Here is a 15,384-nt window from a genome sequence, read left to right as displayed (position 1 = left end):
ACAATCGGTTTGAATTACCTTCATCTACTCGGAGAGGATGATGGCGCCTGTCCTCCACCCCAAACCCTTGGCTTGCCCTCATACACCAACTAGGATGCCTCAGTCGTTATCGCGATGCCGGATCAACATGATCGACGATGCGGTAGATAAGGGAGAAGAGCGGGCCGCTCGTCCCGAACGATCCAACCTCTGGGACGCGGGCGCGGGCCTCGTCCTGCAGCAAACGGTGGTGCTCTTAGTCGACCTCGTTGAATCGGTGCGCCTGATGCGGGAGCGCGAGGCCTTCACCGTTCGTCGTTGGGCAGACTTCGTCCGAATGGCTACCTCCGAAATATTGCCGCGGCATCACGGCACGCTTGTGAAAAGCTTGGGTGACGGTTTGTTGGCGCGTTTCGCGACAGTGCCGGACGCAGTCAACGCCGCCGCCGAGATGCACCGCGCAGTTACCGCGCAAAACACCGGCCTAGCGGAAAATCAGCATTTTCACCTTCGCGCCGGCGTTAACGCCGCGATGGCGTGGAGCGATGGTATCGATATCTACGGGACGGGTGTGAACCTTGCGGCCCGACTGGCGACATTGGCCGGCCCTGGAGAGACGATTGCGAGTGCCTCAGCGCACGAACAACTTGCGACTGCCCTGGCCAGTCTCGCGAGACCTGGCGAGACTATCGGCAGTGCCGCGGCGCGCGACGAGCTGACACATGGGGTTGATGCGTCCTGCGAAGACCTCGGCGATTGCATCCTCAAGCACTTTGACAAGCCGGTTCGGGCATTTAGGGTCGGTCCGGCAGGTCCGCATCCAAATATCACCTCGCGCCGCGACTATCGGAGTGCCATGCAGCCCAGTATCGCCGTGGTACCCTTCTCCGCGAGGACCGACGCCCCTGGGTTTTTTGATGTCGGCAACCTGATCGCCGATAGCGTGATTTGGCGGCTGTCAAAGTCTGCTAACCTGAAGGTGATTTCGCGTTTGTCGACCGCGGTGTTTCGCGGCCGCGCCAGCGATGTCAGCCAGGTCTCAGCTCATCTCGGTGCTGCCTATGTTCTTAGTGGCGCCTATGTCGCTGATGCAGGCAAGCTCATGGTATCTGCTGAGCTCTCTTCGGCGCGCGACAACCAGGTATTGTGGACCGACCGGCTGAGCGGCGACATCGGGGATCTGCTAATGCCCGAAAGCGAATTCGCTAACCGCATCGCCCAGGCGGTGCACTTCGCCGTGTTCGACGCTGAAGTCGAACATATCCTAACCCAACCCCTGCCGACGCTCGAGAGCTATTCGCTCCTGCTTGGTGGCATCAAGTTGATGCACCGCTCAAGCAAGGACGAATTTCTACAAACACGCAAGATCCTTGACGAGCTGATCAATCGCCACGCGCGAATCGCGGCCCCCCGTGCTTGGCTCGGCAATTGGTACATCCTGCGAGTAACGCGCGGTTGGTCCGAGGACCGCACGCGTGAGGCTTCCGAAGCCTTGAGCACCACCCACGCCGCTCTCGACCGCGATCCGTCGGACGCACTCGCGCTGGCGACTGAAGGTTTTGTCTATTGTCATTTGTTGAAAGACCTGGACACCGCGTTGAAGCGTTGCAACCAGGCCGTGGAAACCAACCCGAGCCATGCCCTCGGTTGGCTTTATCTTGGCACCGTCAACGCGTTCAAGGGCGACGGGCAAGCCGCAGCAGAAGCGACGCGGCGCGCGATGGAGCTCTCTCCACTCGATCCGCAGCGCTACTATTTCGAGTCCCTTAGCGCAACGGCAGCGCTTTCCGCGCATCAATATGAAAGTGCCGAAAGGCTTGCACGGTCATCGCTTGCGCTCAATCGCATGCACCTCTCGACGTGGCGAGCCCTGACCATCGCCCTGGTCTCGCAGGGGCGATTGGACGAGGCACGCGAAACACTCGCCATGGTGCTACAGCTCGAGCCGACGTTGACAGTGGAGAGATATCTTGCACGCATACCCAACGCGCAGCTGGAAACCGGCCGGCATTGGGCACGCTGCCTCGCGATTGCGGGCTTGCCGGCCGGAAGCAGCAGCTCGAACCGGCACTGATGGTGGAGGAATAGGTCGCACGCCCGCGTAGGGGACCCGGAGTGGACGAGGACTGAGCGGCCGGAATGGGAGACGATCAGATGCAGCGGAGCCCGACTTCCGCCACCGGTCAAGCTGCGACCTCGCGGGAAGGGCAGCTGTTGGCGCAAACCGGACATTCCGCCAGACTGTAAGTCTCAGGGGCCACAGCGGTCCTGAGCCATGGCGAATGTCTGGTCTTCGGGGTCGGCATCGGTTTTTCCGGCACCTATGGAATGCGAAGCCACCGCGCTGGCCGGCAAGCGGAGCGTCTGGTAGCGGCGTAAGGGCGCGTCAGACCCGTCCGTTGACCGGCAGCAGCGCGCCGGTGACGGCACTGGCGGCATCGCTTGCCAGGAAAAGGATAACATCGGCGAGTTCCCTCGGCGCGACCCATTTGGCGGGATCGGCCTTCGGCATGCTGGCGCGGTTTGCCGCGGTATCGATGATCGAGGGCAGCACCGCGTTCACTGTGATCTTGCCTTTCAACTCGGCAGCAAGTGACTCCGTCAGCTTGTGCACGCCCGCCTTCGACGCCGCATAAGGACCCATGCCGGAGCCGGCCTGCAGTGCGCCCATCGCGCCGATATTGACGATGCGGGCCGCGCGCGAATTGAGAAGATGCGGGATCGCGGCGCGGGTAGCGTTCAGCGCCGTCTCGACATTGAGAGCGTACATGCGCTGCCAGGCTTTGGCATCGCCGTCGGCAATGGTCTCGAAGGTAAAACCGCCGGCAATATTGATCAGCGCATCGATTGCGCCGAAATGCGCCGCCGCGGCATCGATCGCCTTTTTCGCCTGGGCGGCGTCGGTCAAGTCAACGCCGCCGAGTTCGATCCGCTCGGTTGCCGCGAACTGCGGCGCCGCATGATCGATGCCCGCGACGCGCGCGCCCCGCGAATGTGCTTCCGCGGCGACCACCTTGCCAAGCGCGCCCAGCGCGCCGGTGATGACAACGACTTTACCCTTCATGATGGTCTCCGCGCGAATGAGAATGAATCCAGGCCGCAGCGTTATGGTTAGGAGGATCGAGCGACCGCGTCACGTCTTCCACTTGATCATCGTCTGCAGGACGCTCATTGGGCGGCCGGCGTAGGGCGGCTGAAATAGCATTTGAATCGGCGAGAGAGGGCCCTGGTAGAAGACCGGGCGCAATTTTGAAAAAGTGTTGAACCCCTCGCGCGCGTGGTAATGGCCCATGCCGCTCGCCCCGACCCCACCGAATGGCAGGTCGTGCTGGCCGACGTGCAGGAGAGCTTCATTGACCGATACGCCACCCGACATGACCCGCGAGATGTAGAAGTCGCGCAGCTCGGCATTGTGAGTGAATGGATAGATTGCCAACGGGCGGTCGTGACTATTGATATAGTCGGCGACCTCCCGCCGATCTGCATACGTCTTGATCGGCAAGATCGGGCCAAAGATCTCGCGCTGCATGACAATCATGTCTTCCGTCGGATTTAGCACGAGATGCGGTGCAAATTTGCGACGCTTCGCGTCCGGAATCTGCTGTTCCGCAAGATTGACCAGGACCGCGCCCTTTGTACGGGCATCCTCCAGCGTCGCCTGCAGCCGCGTGAAAGACCGTTCGTCGATGATCGACGTGTAGTCCTGCCCATTGATGTCCGGGAAGCGGTCGGCAAACAGTTTGCGGCAATGGCGGACGAACTCGTCCTCACTTCCTTTGGGAAGAAACATGTAGTCGACATTCGTACAGATCTGACCGGCATTGAACATCTTCACCCAGAGAATGCGCTCCGCCGCTGTTTTGACCGAGAAGTCAGGCCCAACAATCGCAGGTGCCTTGCCGCCCAGTTCCAGCGTGACAGGCGTGAGGTTGCGGGCCGCGTTGGCCATGACCGAGCGCCCGGTGGCACCGGATCCCGTGAAAAGCAGATGGTCGAAGGGCAATGACGAGAATCCCGGACCTCGTCCGCCCCCATCGTCGAAAAAGGCAAGCTTCTCTCTCGGAAAATACTTTGGGGAAATGCGCATCAGAACCTGGGCGAGCGCTTTTGAATTTTCCGACATCTTGACCATCGCTCGATTGCCGGCCGCCAGGATCGCTGCGAGCGGGCAAAAGCTGAGATTGAGCGGAAAATTCCAGGGAACGATGACCCCGACAACGCCGAGCGGCTGCGGGATGACACGATTTCGCGCGAGCGGATAGGTCATGAAGTCGACGCGTCTGCGCTGCGGCTTCATCCACTTCTTCAAATTTTTGGCGGAGTTGGCGATTGTTTCGAGGACAACGAAGTATTCGGCAAACAGGGTCTCGAATTCAGACCGGTTGCCGTAGTCAGCGTTTATCGCTGCGACCAGCTCATCCTTGTTGTCTTTCAGGAGCTGCGCGAGCGCTTTCAAGTCGGCCATGCGCTGATCGTGGGATGGCTCCGGCGCCGCCAGATAAGCCGCACGCTGCTTGTCAAAGCAGGACTGAAATTCAGTGGGAATGTCGATCGAACGGGAATTGAAAGGCACGTTCATGATGTTCCCTTTCGTTTGGTTTTTCGCGTTTCGAGGGCGAGCGCGTGACCTTATCAATGCCGAGTTAGTGCATGCTTGCGTTCGCATGAACGGGGCCGGGCCTTTCATCCATGATCCGCTTGATAGCGTGAGTACAGCGGCCGCACTGGGCGCAGCATCCGAGGCAGGCATACACCTCGCTCATACGGGGCCGTCGCTCCTCTTTTGCGACCACTGACCGCACCTGATGGTCGCTGAACACATTGCAAGAACAGACGATCATCGCCCAGTCTCCTGTTTAGCTTCGGTTCGTAGGTCGGCTTCGGTGAAGCCATAGCCGCCGGAGCGCAGCGCCGAATGCTCGCGCTTGGAGTGGACCAGCGGGTAGAACATCTGCGTCGTCCAGCGCTCCGGGCCAAACAGGATGTCGTCCTGCAGGCCGACCTTGGCCGGATATTTGCGTGTGATATGCGCGGTGCCGAACAGCACGTCCCAGAAGAATAGCAGGTTGCCGAAGTTGCCCTTGTAGTGGCCGATGCCATCCGCGTTGGTGAGCGCGTGGTGCGCCTGGTGCGTGGCCGGTGTGGAGATGGTGCGCTCCAGCACCCACATCAGCGGATGTAGCACGCGGATGCGGTACAGCGGCGCGTCCCACGCCCAGGCGCAGTGCGCGCCCAGGATGACCGCCAGCTTGACCACCAGATACGCCGCGTAGACCGGGCCGAAACCAAGGTAGACCGCAACGCCGCTGATCCACAGGCCCGGCATCATCAGGTAGTAGAAGAAGTTGTTGCGGAAGGTAATGCGCACGCTCATGTAGGCCGCGCTGTGATGCGCCCGGTGCAGCGGCCATAGCAGCGGCGAGTGCGAGGCGCGGTGCCAGAGGTACTGCGTGAGGTCATCGCCGATCAGCAGCAGGCCGGCCATGGCCCACCACGGCAGGTCGGCCCAGGCATTGTGCTGCGCGGGCATCAGCCAGTTGCACAGCGCGTTGCTGCCCAGCAGTGCGATCGGCTGGGTGATGGCGAGCAGGCTGACGAACATCAGCACCTCGAGCCACGTGTCGTTGGCTGTCGCGTTTTCTTGCACGGTGGTTTGATACCGCCGGCTGACAAACTCCATGGCGGCAAAGCCCAGGATGAGGGTGCCGATCAGGACGTATTGCAGTTGCGAGCTCACGTTAGGCGTCTCCTATCGCTCTGATGTTTTTCTCTTGAGCGCGACTTTAGGATTGCCCTCATAATGCGTCCAATGCATAGTTTTCATTGTCTTGATGCATGGCATGCAACACAATGGATTTGCGCCGCCTGAACCACGTCGTCGCCCTTGCCGACACTCTGCACTTCGCCCGCGCCGCCGAAGCCGTCCACCTGAGTCAGCCCGCCTTCAGCCGCAGCATCCAGGCTATCGAGAGCGACTTGCGTATCCGCCTCTTCGACCGCGACGTCGGTGATGTCCGTCCCACCCCGGCCGGCGAATTCGTCATCGAGCGGGCGCGCAAGCTGCTGTTCGAGGCACGTTGTCTACAGCGCGACGTGGATCTTTACCGTGGTAGCCAGCTCGGCGACGCGGCCTTCGGTGTAGGGCCGCTGTTGACGGCCACCCTGATGCCGCGCGCGCTTGTGGCGCTGCGCCGACAGCACCCGCAATTGGCACTGCGCATGGAGGTCGGCAACTCAATGCAGTTGCTGGAGAGCCTGCGTACCGAGAACATCGAGTTCTTCGCCGCCGATGTGAGCGACATGCCCAGGGAGGCCGCGCTGGACATCCAGCAGATCGGGGGACAACCGGGTAACCTGTATGTGCGGGCAGGCCATCCGCTGGCTGGGCGCGAGCACACGCTGCGGGAAGTCTGGGCGTACGGTCTTGCGGTACCTAAGCTGCTGAGCCCCTCAACGGTCGAACTGGCCGCTTTGCTGGGCCTGCCTGAGGGCCAGGATGCCACCATTGCGCTCGAGTGCGACAACTACGGCATGCTCAAGACTGTCGCGCTCACCACCGATACCGTTCTGGGCGCGACAGACGCGGCGGTGCGAGAGGAACTGGAGTCCGGCGCGCTCGTTCGGCTTGTCGTGCAGGGCTGGCTGTCGCCGCCGTCGAGCACCGGCATCGTGCGCTTACGAGGGAGAACCTCGTCGCCGGCAGCCAACGCAGCCATTGCCGCGATTGTGCGGGCCGCCGGCGAGATCAACGTGTAAACGCCTTACATCACTCGACGCATGGTCCGGTGCGGAATACCGACCTCTTGAAGCGGTCAAATAAGCAACGGTGCTTGGAGCCAGCAAACTTCCGGTTTGGGTCACAAGCGCCGTTTGACCAGCGATCGGGCGCTGCCGGTTTACCGCCAGCTCCGGACATCTCGTTGCTGCGTCCTTACTGAGTTGCTGCGCCCTTACTGAAGCGATGGGTTAGAAGGAGACATTCGGCGGTGCGAACGACCTACGAGGCAAATTCAGTGCGTGGTGCGCGCCGCCAAAGAGGGGCTCAATCCGTGGGCTGCGGGCCGTCGTAGCCTTCGATCACGATGATATCGATGTCCACGGCGCCCGCGCGCAGTGCCCTCGCCTTGGTGTATTCAGGTGAGCGGTAGCAGGCGAGCGCGGTTTCGTAGTCCTTGAACTCGATCACGATGTTGCGGTCGCGCGCCTTGCCCTCCACCGCCTCGAAGGTGCCGCCCCGCACCAAGAATTTCGCGTGGTATTTGCGGAGCACCGCCGCGAGGGCGGGGCCGTAGGCTTTGGTATATTCGGGTTTGATCACATCGATGCGCCCGATCCAATACCCGTTCGGCATGTTGTCCTCCACATCTTTGCATTCTCAAATCAAGAGGGGCCGCTGGGAGTTAAATTGCTCTGCGGTGCATGGTTGCGTCGGGTTGACCTCTGGCGGGCGCGAAGCGGACACCGGGACGCCTCTTTTGCGCAACAGTGGTTTAGGCGTACGCGCAACCAGCCAGATTTTAGATCGCCACTTCAATCACATACGCGTTCGCAGTTTTGGTCTGACCGGCGCGCCATTTCCGCTTCGCTTGCGACGCCGCCAGTCAATGGCGGCCCTTGCTGCTCTTTCTCTGGCTTACGGGATCCTTGCCGCGACGTTGGGCCGGTTCTGCCTGAGCCAGGCGATGGCCTCGGGTCCATCGACGACGCATTCGAAGGTTTCCCAGGTCGGGTCCTCCAGGGATTCCGATTGCAGTCGCTTTACCGCATATTCGACGAGGTCGTGCAAGCCTTCGTATCCTCGTTGATGCTCGAGCGACTCTGCAATCGCCGCGCTGGTCCATCCTCGTTGGGCCAAATCGATGATGCTCGGAGCATCGGCCTCGCTGAACCAGGGCGTGGCATCGAACTCGATGCAGCGGACATTGTCAGCGGTATGGCAAGTGGCGTGGATCATTGGCTTCCTCCGTCCTGCGCGAGTATTGCACGTCTGGCATCGCTGCTTCGCACGCCCTCAGGCTTTGACCAGGTCCCCCAGCAGGTTCGCCGCCACCATCAGCTTGGCGAGCGTCAGGCCGCCGGCGGCAATCTCCTCGACCGTACGGCGGATGCGCGCCGCCTCGGGATGAGCTGCAAGCCAGCTCTCCGCAGCCTGCTGACCGGATTGGCCAATGGTCAGCATGTCCGCGGCCAGGCGTCTTTCGGCAGCCGCGATCAGGTCGACAGCGCGGTCGATGGCGAGGCGCTCGAAATGATCGCTGGCCGGCACGCTGCGCGCAGCGGCGATGATGCGGTCGAGACGGAAATTGGCCTCGGCGGCAAAGAACGTCGCGGCGGCATCACCGATGCTGCGGCCGGTGCGCTCGGCGACCGTCACGATATCAGGGGCCGAGACCAGGGCGTCGAGGTCGGCCAGGTCGCCGGCCAGTCCGGTCGGGACGCCGGCATCGATCAGGTCCTGCCGGCGCTTGCTGCGCGCGGCCTGCAAGTCCGGTGGCAGGGCGCTGTCGAGCGAGGCTGCGACCTCACGGACGGCAGGGCCAAACCGGGCGATCACTGCACTGAGACCGTCCTTGAAATCGACATTGCGCACATACCAGACCATGCGGGAGAGCAGGAGATCCTGGATCGCCGCGTAGAGGCCGAGCTGCAACTGTCCGTCGATGAGGGTGTCGAGCGCGTCGATTCCGTCATTGAGCCGCCTGAGCTCGTAGATCGCGTCCACCGCCACCTGGGCCATGACGATGGTCGAGATATCGGCGTCGGTTTCGTCGGTCAGGCGTACGATGCAGGCGGGGCCCCCGCGGTTGATCACGGCGTTGACGAGACTGGTCGCGATGATCTCGCGTCGGAGGCGATGGAGCTCGACCGCGGCCGGGAATTTGTCGACAATCTCGCGCGGAAAATACAGGGACAGTCTGCGGGCGAGATAAGGATCATCAGGCACGCCGGTTTCGAGCAGGTCACTGTAGAGCGTCAGCTTGGCGTAGGCGAGCAGCACCGCAAGCTCGGGCCGTGTCAAGGCTTGGCCGCGTCGCGTGCGCTCGGCGATCGCGGCGTCGTCAGGCAGGAATTCGACGGCGCGGCTGAGCAGGCCGCGCTGCTCGAGCGACTGCATCAGGCGCATGAGGAAGCCGGTCTCGGCCATGCCCTTGCGTTCGGCGAGCGAGAGCGCCAGCGTCTGCAGATAGTTGTTGCGCAGGACCAGCGCACCGACTTCACCGGTCATCGCGGCAAGCAGGGTGTTGCGGTCAGCCGGGCTGAGGCGTCCCTCGCGCTCCGGGCGCGCCAATGCGATCTTGATGTTGACCTCGAGGTCGGACGTGTTCACGCCGGCCGAATTGTCGATCGCGTCGGTGTTGAGCTTGACGCCCTTCTGCGCCGCTTCGATGCGCCCGCGCTGGGTGACGCCGAGATTGGCGCCTTCGCCGATCACCCTGGCGCGAACGTCGGTCCCGGTGATGCGGATCGGATCGTTGGCGCGGTCGCCGGCCTGATCGTCGCTTTCCGAGGAGGAGCGGATATAGGTGCCGATGCCGCCGAACCACAGCAGGTCCGTGCGCGCTTTCAGGATCGCGGTCATCACCTCGAAGGGCGTGGCCTGGTCCTTGTCGAGATCGAGCAGGGCGCGTACCTCCGGCGAGAGCGGGATCGCCTTGAGCGCGCGCGAGAACACGCCGCCGCCCTGCGAGATCAGCGATTTGTCGTAGTCCTGCCAGCTCGATCGCGGCAGGTCGAACAGGCGCTTGCGCTCGGTGAAGCTGGTTGTTGGGTCGGGGGAGGGATCGATGAAGATGTCGCGGTGATCGAACGCCGCAACGAGCTTCGTGGCCGGCGAGAGCAGCATGCCGTTGCCGAAGACGTCGCCGGACATGTCGCCGACGCCGACCACGGTGAAAGGCATGGTCTGAATGTCGGTGCCGAGCTCGCGGAAGTGGCGCTTGACCGCCTCCCAGGCGCCGCGCGCCGTGATCCCCATCTTCTTGTGGTCGTAGCCCTGGCTGCCGCCGGATGCGAAGGCATCGCCGAGCCAATGGTTCTTCTCGGCCGAGATCGCGTTGGCGACGTCGGAGAAGGTGGCGGTGCCCTTGTCGGCGGCGACGACCAGATAGGGGTCGTCGCCGTCATTTCGCACGGTCAAGTCGGGCGGCACCACGATGTCGCCGTCGAGATTGTCGGTGAGTTCGAGCAGCGAGCGCACGAAGATGCGATAGGCTTCGGTGCCCTCCGCGAGCCACGCCTCGCGATCGGAGGGCGGCGGCAGTCGCTTGGGCACGAAGCCGCCCTTGGCGCCGACCGGCACGATCACGGCGTTCTTGACCTGCTGCGCTTTCACGAGGCCGAGGATCTCGGTGCGGAAATCCTGCGGCCGATCGGACCAGCGCAAGCCACCGCGCGCGACCTTGCCGAAGCGCAGGTGAATGCCTTCGACACGCGGTGAATAGACGAAAATTTCGTAGAGCGGTCGCGGCGCCGGCAAATCGTCGATCCGGCGCGCGTCGAACTTGAACGAGATGACCGGGCGCGGATGTCCGTCCGGGCCGACCTGCCACAGATTGGTGCGGATGGTCGACTGCACCAGATTGGTGAAACGGCGCAGAATGCGGTCTTCATCGAGCGAGGCGACGGATTTGAGCTGCTCCTCGATCTCGGCAAGGAGAGTCATCTCGCGCGCCGAACGTTCCCGATCGGTCAGGACGAGGCGCGGATCGCGGCGGGCCTGGAATAGCGCGACGAGGTTGGCCGTGATCGCGGCGTTCTTGCGCAAGGTCTCCCACATATAGTCCTGGGTGAATGGTGCGCGGATCTGGTGCAAATAGCGCGACAGCGCCCGGATGGTCGAGATTTCGCGCCAGCCCAGGGCCGTGCGCAGGATCAAGGCATTGTACCCGTCGGATTCGGCGCGATCGGTGATCACCGCCATCATCGAGGCCTCCAGGCGATGGCTGAAGTCCCGGCTGATCTCGATCGGCTGGCCGTCGCTGGTCTCGATCGTCATGTCGTGCAGCCAGACCGGCTCGGGCCTGTTGCCGGGCACGATCTGATAGGTGCGTTCGTTGACCACGCGCAGGCCGTGATTTTCGATCACCGGCACGCGGTAGGACAGCGACAGCGGTGCGGCATCCGAAAACACCCTGAGGCCGAAGCGTCTGGGATCATCCTCCGCGAAGCGGTGAACCGAAATCGTCACCGGGCGGGCTGGCGTGAGCTTCTCGATGGTGGCGATATCGGCGACCGCCTGTTCTGCCGTGGAAGCCTCGGTATAGCCGCCGCTGAAGGCCTGGGCGTAGCGATTTGCGAGCATGCGCGCCCGCATGCCATCGGTCGACGCAGCCAGCGCGGCCTTCAACTTGTCGGCCCAGGTCGCGGCAATGGCGCTGATCCCGGCTTCCAGAGTGGCGCGCTCGACGGCGGGAGTCTTGCCTCCATAGCGTCCGATGATGTAGTGGACGCGCGCCAATGCTCCTTCCGGGAAGGACACGTAGGAGGCCGACAGCGTCCCCTTGTAGCTCTGCGCCAGGAAGGCGCCGACGCGCATGCGCACGTCGGTGTCGTATTTGTCGCGCGGAATGAAAACGAGGATGGAAACGAAGCGATCGAACCTGTCGACCCGCGCCAGCGCCCGGACGCGGGGGCGCTCATAGAGGATCAGGATCTCCATGACGAAGTCGAAGAGGGTATCGACGTCGATCTGGAATAGTTCGTCGCGCGGATATTCCTCGAGAATATGCTGGAGAGCCTTGCCGGAATGGCTGTTCGGGTCGAAGCCGGCGCGCTGGAGCACCCGCGATACCTTGTGGCGAACATAGGGGATCTGTCGTGCCGAGCGCGTATAGGCACCCGAGGTGAACAGGCCGACCACTCGCAATTCACCCTCGAGCCGGCCGTCGGGCGTATAGAGCTTGATGCCGACATAATCCATCCGGATGCGGCGATGGACGCGGCTGCTCACATTGGCCTTGATGACGATGAGCAGGGTCGGCTCGCGCATGAACTCGCGAATCTCCGGCGTCATCACCACCATTTCGCTGCCGCGGCGCAGGACCTTCACATCGGGATCGCGGAGGATGCCGAGGCCCTCGGCGGTCGTGATGTCGTCCGACGCATCGCGGCCGGGCGAGAAGCGATATTCGCGCACGCCGAGAAAGGTGAAATTGTCAGCGCACAGCCATTGCAGGAACTGGTTGGCCTCGGCGACCTCGTCGATCGGCAGTGGCGGCGGACTGGACGAGAACGTCTTGACCGCGCCCTCGACGCGGTCGCGCATGGCGCGCCAGTCCGCGACGCAGGCACGCACGTCGCTCAATGTCCTCGTGAGGCCGTCAATCAGCCTCTCGCGGTCCGCGTCGGCGTCGAGGCGGGTGATGTGGAGGTGAATCAGGCTCTCGCGCGCGCCCTTTGCCCCTTCCGGCAGTGCCTCGCCGTAGAAGCGCAGGAGCCTGCCCTGGTCATCGCGCTCCACCGCGATGATGGGGTGAGCGACGAGGCTGACTTCGATGCCCTGCTCGGTGAGCTCCGCCATGGTGGAATCGAACAGGAAAGGCATGTTGTCGTTGAGGATTTCGAGTACGGAGATCTCGCGCCCGTCCGGCATCAGCGGATTGACGACGCGGATATCGGCACGGCCCGCCGTGCGCCGCTGCACATGCTCCCAGGCCTGCTCCGCCAGGAAGGCAAGCGAGGAGGCATCGTGACTGGCGAGATCCTCGACATTGGTGAAGGCGAACAGGAGCTCGGCAAAGCTTTGGGGAGCCTTGCCCGGCTGCACGCTTCCTGCTGCCTCGCGGATCAGAGTTGCCCGGGCCTTGTCGTCACGCCATGCCATAGCGTCCTCCATTTCCCGGCCGACGAGCCGCAATGACGGTCGGGCATTGTTCTTGGAGCGCGCCTCTTCGAGCGCATCTTCTTGACCGCGTTTCAATCGCCTCGGCGAATCTCCGGTCTTGCGGCCTCGACGATATTAGCATTCCGCAGCCGTCATGGCGCGGGAGTTGTGAGGCGCGCGTTCGGGGAGGAAGATCGGTGCCGACGACCATCGTCATTTGGTGCTCTGCAAAATGACGAGGAATTTCAAGTGTATATGAGTTCGCCTTTTTATTCTGAATGGCGCGCCATTTCAGCCCAAAACTGGGCACCCCAGAACCTGCCTTTTCTGCGCGGGAGACGTCGTCGCATGGCTGCTCACCAGGCGCGACCGCGATCGGAACGCTTGCTCGGCAACAGCAGCATGGCACGAACCCGGAGCGCCCATCTTTATCGGCCGTGGCGCCTCACTAGCTACCGGAACGTCGCCGAGCTGCACACTGCGGAATCGGTTCGGACGGCCGGTGCAGTGTTTCGTCGCAGCCCGAAGGCGTCGATGCGAGGCGGGTCATCGCACGCCGGCCCGAAAGGAACTTCCATTTTTTCCCGACGTTGAGCAGGCGGCTCGTACCTGGAGCGGGTCCGCACGATGAAGAACTTTGCCGGCACCGAATTCTCTCCCGAGGTGATCGAGGCGATGACCACCGCGCTTGAAGCTGCGGTTGCGACCCTGCCGGAGCCCGTGCATTCCGCGCATGTCAATGCACTCGCCGAGTCCATCCTGCGCACGGCGGGTTCGGGTGAACGTGACCCCGCCACCCTGCAGAGGATCGCCCTGATGGAGTTGCAATTGGCGCCGCGCAATTGATGAGGCCGACATGAAGATCGCAGTTGCCGTGATCGTTGCACTCTGTGCGGCATCGTCCGTCGCCCGGGCGGAGAGCTGGACCACCTACCGGATTGCGGAATCCGGAACGGCGGTCGACATTCCAGTGTCGATCTTCAGCGAGCCGGCCGGGAAGCCTGATGGCTACGGCGAGCGGTTTCGCACGTCGGACGGCCGCGCCGATCTGACGGTGCAGGCCGTTCCCGATCAAGGCCTCTCGCCGGCCGAGTTCCTGGCCAGGAAGAACCCGCCGCCTGGCATCATCTATAAACGGATCACGCCCGGGTTCTTCGTGGTCTCCAGCGTCAAGCGCGGCGCGATCTGGTATGACCGCTGCAACTTCTCGCGCCGCTACGTGCATTGCGTGCTGATCAACTATCCCGCGGCGGAGAAGCGGCAATGGGACCGCATCGTGACGCGCATCAGCCACAGCCTGAGCGGCGGCTGAACCGGGCGGCACACGAAAGCTGCCGGGCAAGTCGGCTGGCACGGCGTGAGGGACAGGGCGCTGCCGACGCTGACCCATTCCTGACGTATCGAGGCGGATCGTGCCTTGTAACAAGCGCTGTTGATCCGACCCATCATCGTCAAGGTGGCGGCCGAAGTCGACGTCACCTCAGGTCGTGCAGCGATTGCCCGCGCGTCATCGCCATCCCAGCGCCGGCGCGACATGCGTCAGGATCGCCTCGATCGCATGCGCGCAATAGGCGACGCCGAGCTGGTTCGGGATCGTCAGCAGCAGCGTATCCGCCTCGGCAATGGCCTCGTCCTGCCGCAGCTGCTCGATCAGCACATCCGGCTCGGCCGCATAGCTGCGGCCGAAGATCGCGCGCGTGCGCGGGTCGATGAAGCCGATCTGGTCCTCGCCTCCGCGCTCCCCGCCGAAATAGGCACGGTCGCGATCGTCCATCAGCGCAAAGATGCTGCGGCTGACGGACACGCGGGGCTCGCGGCTGTGGCCGGCCTCCTTCCAGGCGGCGCGAAAGCTACGGATCTGCGCGGCCTGCTGCACGTGAAAGGCTTCGCCGGTCTCGTCGTTCTTCAGCGTCGAGCTTTGCAGGTTCATGCCGAGCTTCGCCGCCCACACCGCCGTGGCATTCGAGCCGGCGCCCCACCAGATCCGTTCGCGCAGGCCTGGCGCATGCGGCTCGATGCGCAAGAGGCCCGGCGGGTTGGGAAACATCGGCTGCGGATTGGGCTCGGCAAAACCTTCGCCGCGCAAGAGGTCGAGAAAGACCTCGGCGTGGCGGCGGCCCATGTCGGCGTCGCTCTGGCCCTCGGCCGGCCGGTAGCCGAAATAGCGCCAGCCGTCGATAACCTGCTCGGGCGAGCCGCGGCTTATGCCGAGCTGCAGCCTGCCGCCGGCGATGAGGTCGGCGCTGCCGGCATCCTCCACCATGTAGAGCGGATTCTCGTAGCGCATGTCGATCACGGCCGTGCCGATCTCGATCCTGCTCGTCTTGGCACCGACGGCCGCGAGCAGCGGGAAGGGCGAGGCCAGCTGCCGCGCGAAATGATGCACGCGGAAATAGGCGCCGTCCGCGCCGAGCTGCTCGGCCGCGACCGCAAGCTCGATGGATTGCAGCAGCGTATCCGCCGCAGAGCGGGTCTGCGATTGCGGCGAGGGCGTCCAGTGCCCGAAGGAGAGGAATCCGATCTTTTTCATGAAGGGAAGGTAAGCATGATCGCAAATGTTTGCGATAGGTCGGCGGAGGAAA

At 63.2% G+C, this 15,384-nt stretch carries 12 protein-coding genes; 4 read left to right on the top strand and 8 right to left on the bottom strand.

From position 1 onward, the window contains the following. Nucleotides 1-127 precede the first annotated feature (127 nt). Nucleotides 128-2,053, top strand: coding sequence for an adenylate/guanylate cyclase domain-containing protein (locus tag ACRQ5Q_RS38830; RefSeq protein WP_439395066.1), 1,926 nt, complete (start codon nt 128-130; stop codon nt 2,051-2,053). A 312-nt stretch (nt 2,054-2,365) separates the two neighbouring features. On the opposite strand, the gene fabG is transcribed toward ACRQ5Q_RS38830, so the two are convergent. The 4 genes from fabG to ACRQ5Q_RS38810 all read right to left on the bottom strand — a co-directional run bounded on the left by fabG (nt 2,366) and on the right by ACRQ5Q_RS38810 (nt 5,716). Beyond that, nucleotides 2,366-3,043, bottom strand: a complete 678-nt coding sequence (gene fabG / locus ACRQ5Q_RS38825; RefSeq protein ID WP_439395064.1) for a 3-oxoacyl-ACP reductase FabG — start codon at nt 3,041-3,043, stop codon at nt 2,366-2,368. Between the two features lie 69 nt (nt 3,044-3,112). Continuing rightward, the gene (locus ACRQ5Q_RS38820) at nt 3,113-4,558 is read right to left on the bottom strand and encodes a coniferyl aldehyde dehydrogenase (protein WP_439395062.1); all 1,446 of its coding nucleotides are present in this window, start codon (nt 4,556-4,558) and stop codon (nt 3,113-3,115) included. Between the two features lie 64 nt (nt 4,559-4,622). Next, nucleotides 4,623-4,820 (bottom strand): (2Fe-2S)-binding protein, encoded by a 198-nt coding sequence (locus tag ACRQ5Q_RS38815; RefSeq protein WP_439371530.1) that lies wholly within the window; start codon nt 4,818-4,820, stop codon nt 4,623-4,625. Beyond that, complete coding sequence (locus ACRQ5Q_RS38810) at nt 4,817-5,716, bottom strand: sterol desaturase family protein (protein ID WP_439371529.1); 900 nt, start codon at nt 5,714-5,716, stop codon at nt 4,817-4,819. Before ACRQ5Q_RS38810 ends, ACRQ5Q_RS38815 begins: the two co-directional genes overlap by 4 nt. 113 nt (nt 5,717-5,829) lie before the next feature. Between ACRQ5Q_RS38810 and ACRQ5Q_RS38805 the strand changes: the two genes are divergently transcribed. Then, nucleotides 5,830-6,735, top strand: coding sequence for a LysR family transcriptional regulator (locus ACRQ5Q_RS38805; protein ID WP_439395060.1), 906 nt, complete (start codon nt 5,830-5,832; stop codon nt 6,733-6,735). A gap of 286 nt (nt 6,736-7,021) precedes the next feature. Here ACRQ5Q_RS38805 and ACRQ5Q_RS38800 read toward each other — a convergent pair whose 3' ends face one another. The 3 genes from ACRQ5Q_RS38800 to ACRQ5Q_RS38790 form a co-directional block, all read right to left on the bottom strand. Further along, on the bottom strand, nt 7,022-7,330 hold the full coding sequence (locus ACRQ5Q_RS38800; protein WP_439371527.1) for a DUF1330 domain-containing protein: 309 nt from the start codon (nt 7,328-7,330) through the stop codon (nt 7,022-7,024). Nucleotides 7,331-7,612: 282 nt separating this feature from the next. Further along, nucleotides 7,613-7,933: a hypothetical protein gene (locus ACRQ5Q_RS38795; protein ID WP_439395058.1), complete on the bottom strand. Its 321-nt coding sequence runs from the start codon at nt 7,931-7,933 to the stop codon at nt 7,613-7,615. A 57-nt stretch (nt 7,934-7,990) separates the two neighbouring features. Further along, the gene (locus ACRQ5Q_RS38790) at nt 7,991-12,814 is read right to left on the bottom strand and encodes an NAD-glutamate dehydrogenase (protein ID WP_439399944.1); all 4,824 of its coding nucleotides are present in this window, start codon (nt 12,812-12,814) and stop codon (nt 7,991-7,993) included. 615 nt (nt 12,815-13,429) lie between these two features. Between ACRQ5Q_RS38790 and ACRQ5Q_RS38785 the strand changes: the two genes are divergently transcribed. Both ACRQ5Q_RS38785 and ACRQ5Q_RS38780 read left to right on the top strand, forming a co-directional pair. After that, on the top strand, nt 13,430-13,648 hold the full coding sequence (locus tag ACRQ5Q_RS38785; protein ID WP_439371525.1) for a hypothetical protein: 219 nt from the start codon (nt 13,430-13,432) through the stop codon (nt 13,646-13,648). 10 nt (nt 13,649-13,658) lie between these two features. After that, a complete protein-coding gene (locus ACRQ5Q_RS38780) occupies nt 13,659-14,114 on the top strand; it encodes a hypothetical protein (RefSeq protein WP_439395056.1) in 456 nt (151 codons plus the stop codon). 195 nt (nt 14,115-14,309) lie between these two features. Here ACRQ5Q_RS38780 and ACRQ5Q_RS38775 read toward each other — a convergent pair whose 3' ends face one another. After that, nucleotides 14,310-15,332 carry an LLM class flavin-dependent oxidoreductase gene (locus tag ACRQ5Q_RS38775; RefSeq protein ID WP_439371523.1) on the bottom strand — a complete coding sequence of 341 codons (1,023 nt, stop codon included), beginning with the start codon at nt 15,330-15,332 and terminating at the stop codon, nt 14,310-14,312. Between the last annotated feature and the right edge of the window lie 52 nt (nt 15,333-15,384).

Origin of the sequence: Bradyrhizobium sp. PMVTL-01 (genome assembly GCF_051861855.1) — a bacterium.
Taxonomy (GTDB): Bacteria; Pseudomonadota; Alphaproteobacteria; order Rhizobiales; family Xanthobacteraceae; genus Bradyrhizobium.
This window is presented reverse-complemented; position numbering and strand designations above follow the sequence as displayed.

Excerpts from the sequence above, each read along its gene's own strand:
- ACRQ5Q_RS38800 (WP_439371527.1), bottom strand. The coding sequence starts at position 7,330 with ATGCCGAACGGGTATTGGATCGGGCGCATCGATGTGATCAAACCCGAA.
- ACRQ5Q_RS38775 (WP_439371523.1), bottom strand. The coding sequence starts at position 15,332 with ATGAAAAAGATCGGATTCCTCTCCTTCGGGCACTGGACGCCCTCGCCG.
- ACRQ5Q_RS38780 (WP_439395056.1), top strand. The coding sequence starts at position 13,659 with ATGAAGATCGCAGTTGCCGTGATCGTTGCACTCTGTGCGGCATCGTCC.
- ACRQ5Q_RS38795 (WP_439395058.1), bottom strand. The coding sequence starts at position 7,933 with ATGATCCACGCCACTTGCCATACCGCTGACAATGTCCGCTGCATCGAG.
- ACRQ5Q_RS38790 (WP_439399944.1), bottom strand. The coding sequence starts at position 12,814 with ATGGAGGACGCTATGGCATGGCGTGACGACAAGGCCCGGGCAACTCTG.
- ACRQ5Q_RS38815 (WP_439371530.1), bottom strand. The coding sequence starts at position 4,820 with ATGATCGTCTGTTCTTGCAATGTGTTCAGCGACCATCAGGTGCGGTCA.
- fabG (WP_439395064.1), bottom strand. The coding sequence starts at position 3,043 with ATGAAGGGTAAAGTCGTTGTCATCACCGGCGCGCTGGGCGCGCTTGGC.
- ACRQ5Q_RS38830 (WP_439395066.1), top strand. The coding sequence starts at position 128 with ATGATCGACGATGCGGTAGATAAGGGAGAAGAGCGGGCCGCTCGTCCC.
- ACRQ5Q_RS38805 (WP_439395060.1), top strand. The coding sequence starts at position 5,830 with ATGGATTTGCGCCGCCTGAACCACGTCGTCGCCCTTGCCGACACTCTG.
- ACRQ5Q_RS38785 (WP_439371525.1), top strand. The coding sequence starts at position 13,430 with ATGAAGAACTTTGCCGGCACCGAATTCTCTCCCGAGGTGATCGAGGCG.
- ACRQ5Q_RS38820 (WP_439395062.1), bottom strand. The coding sequence starts at position 4,558 with ATGAACGTGCCTTTCAATTCCCGTTCGATCGACATTCCCACTGAATTT.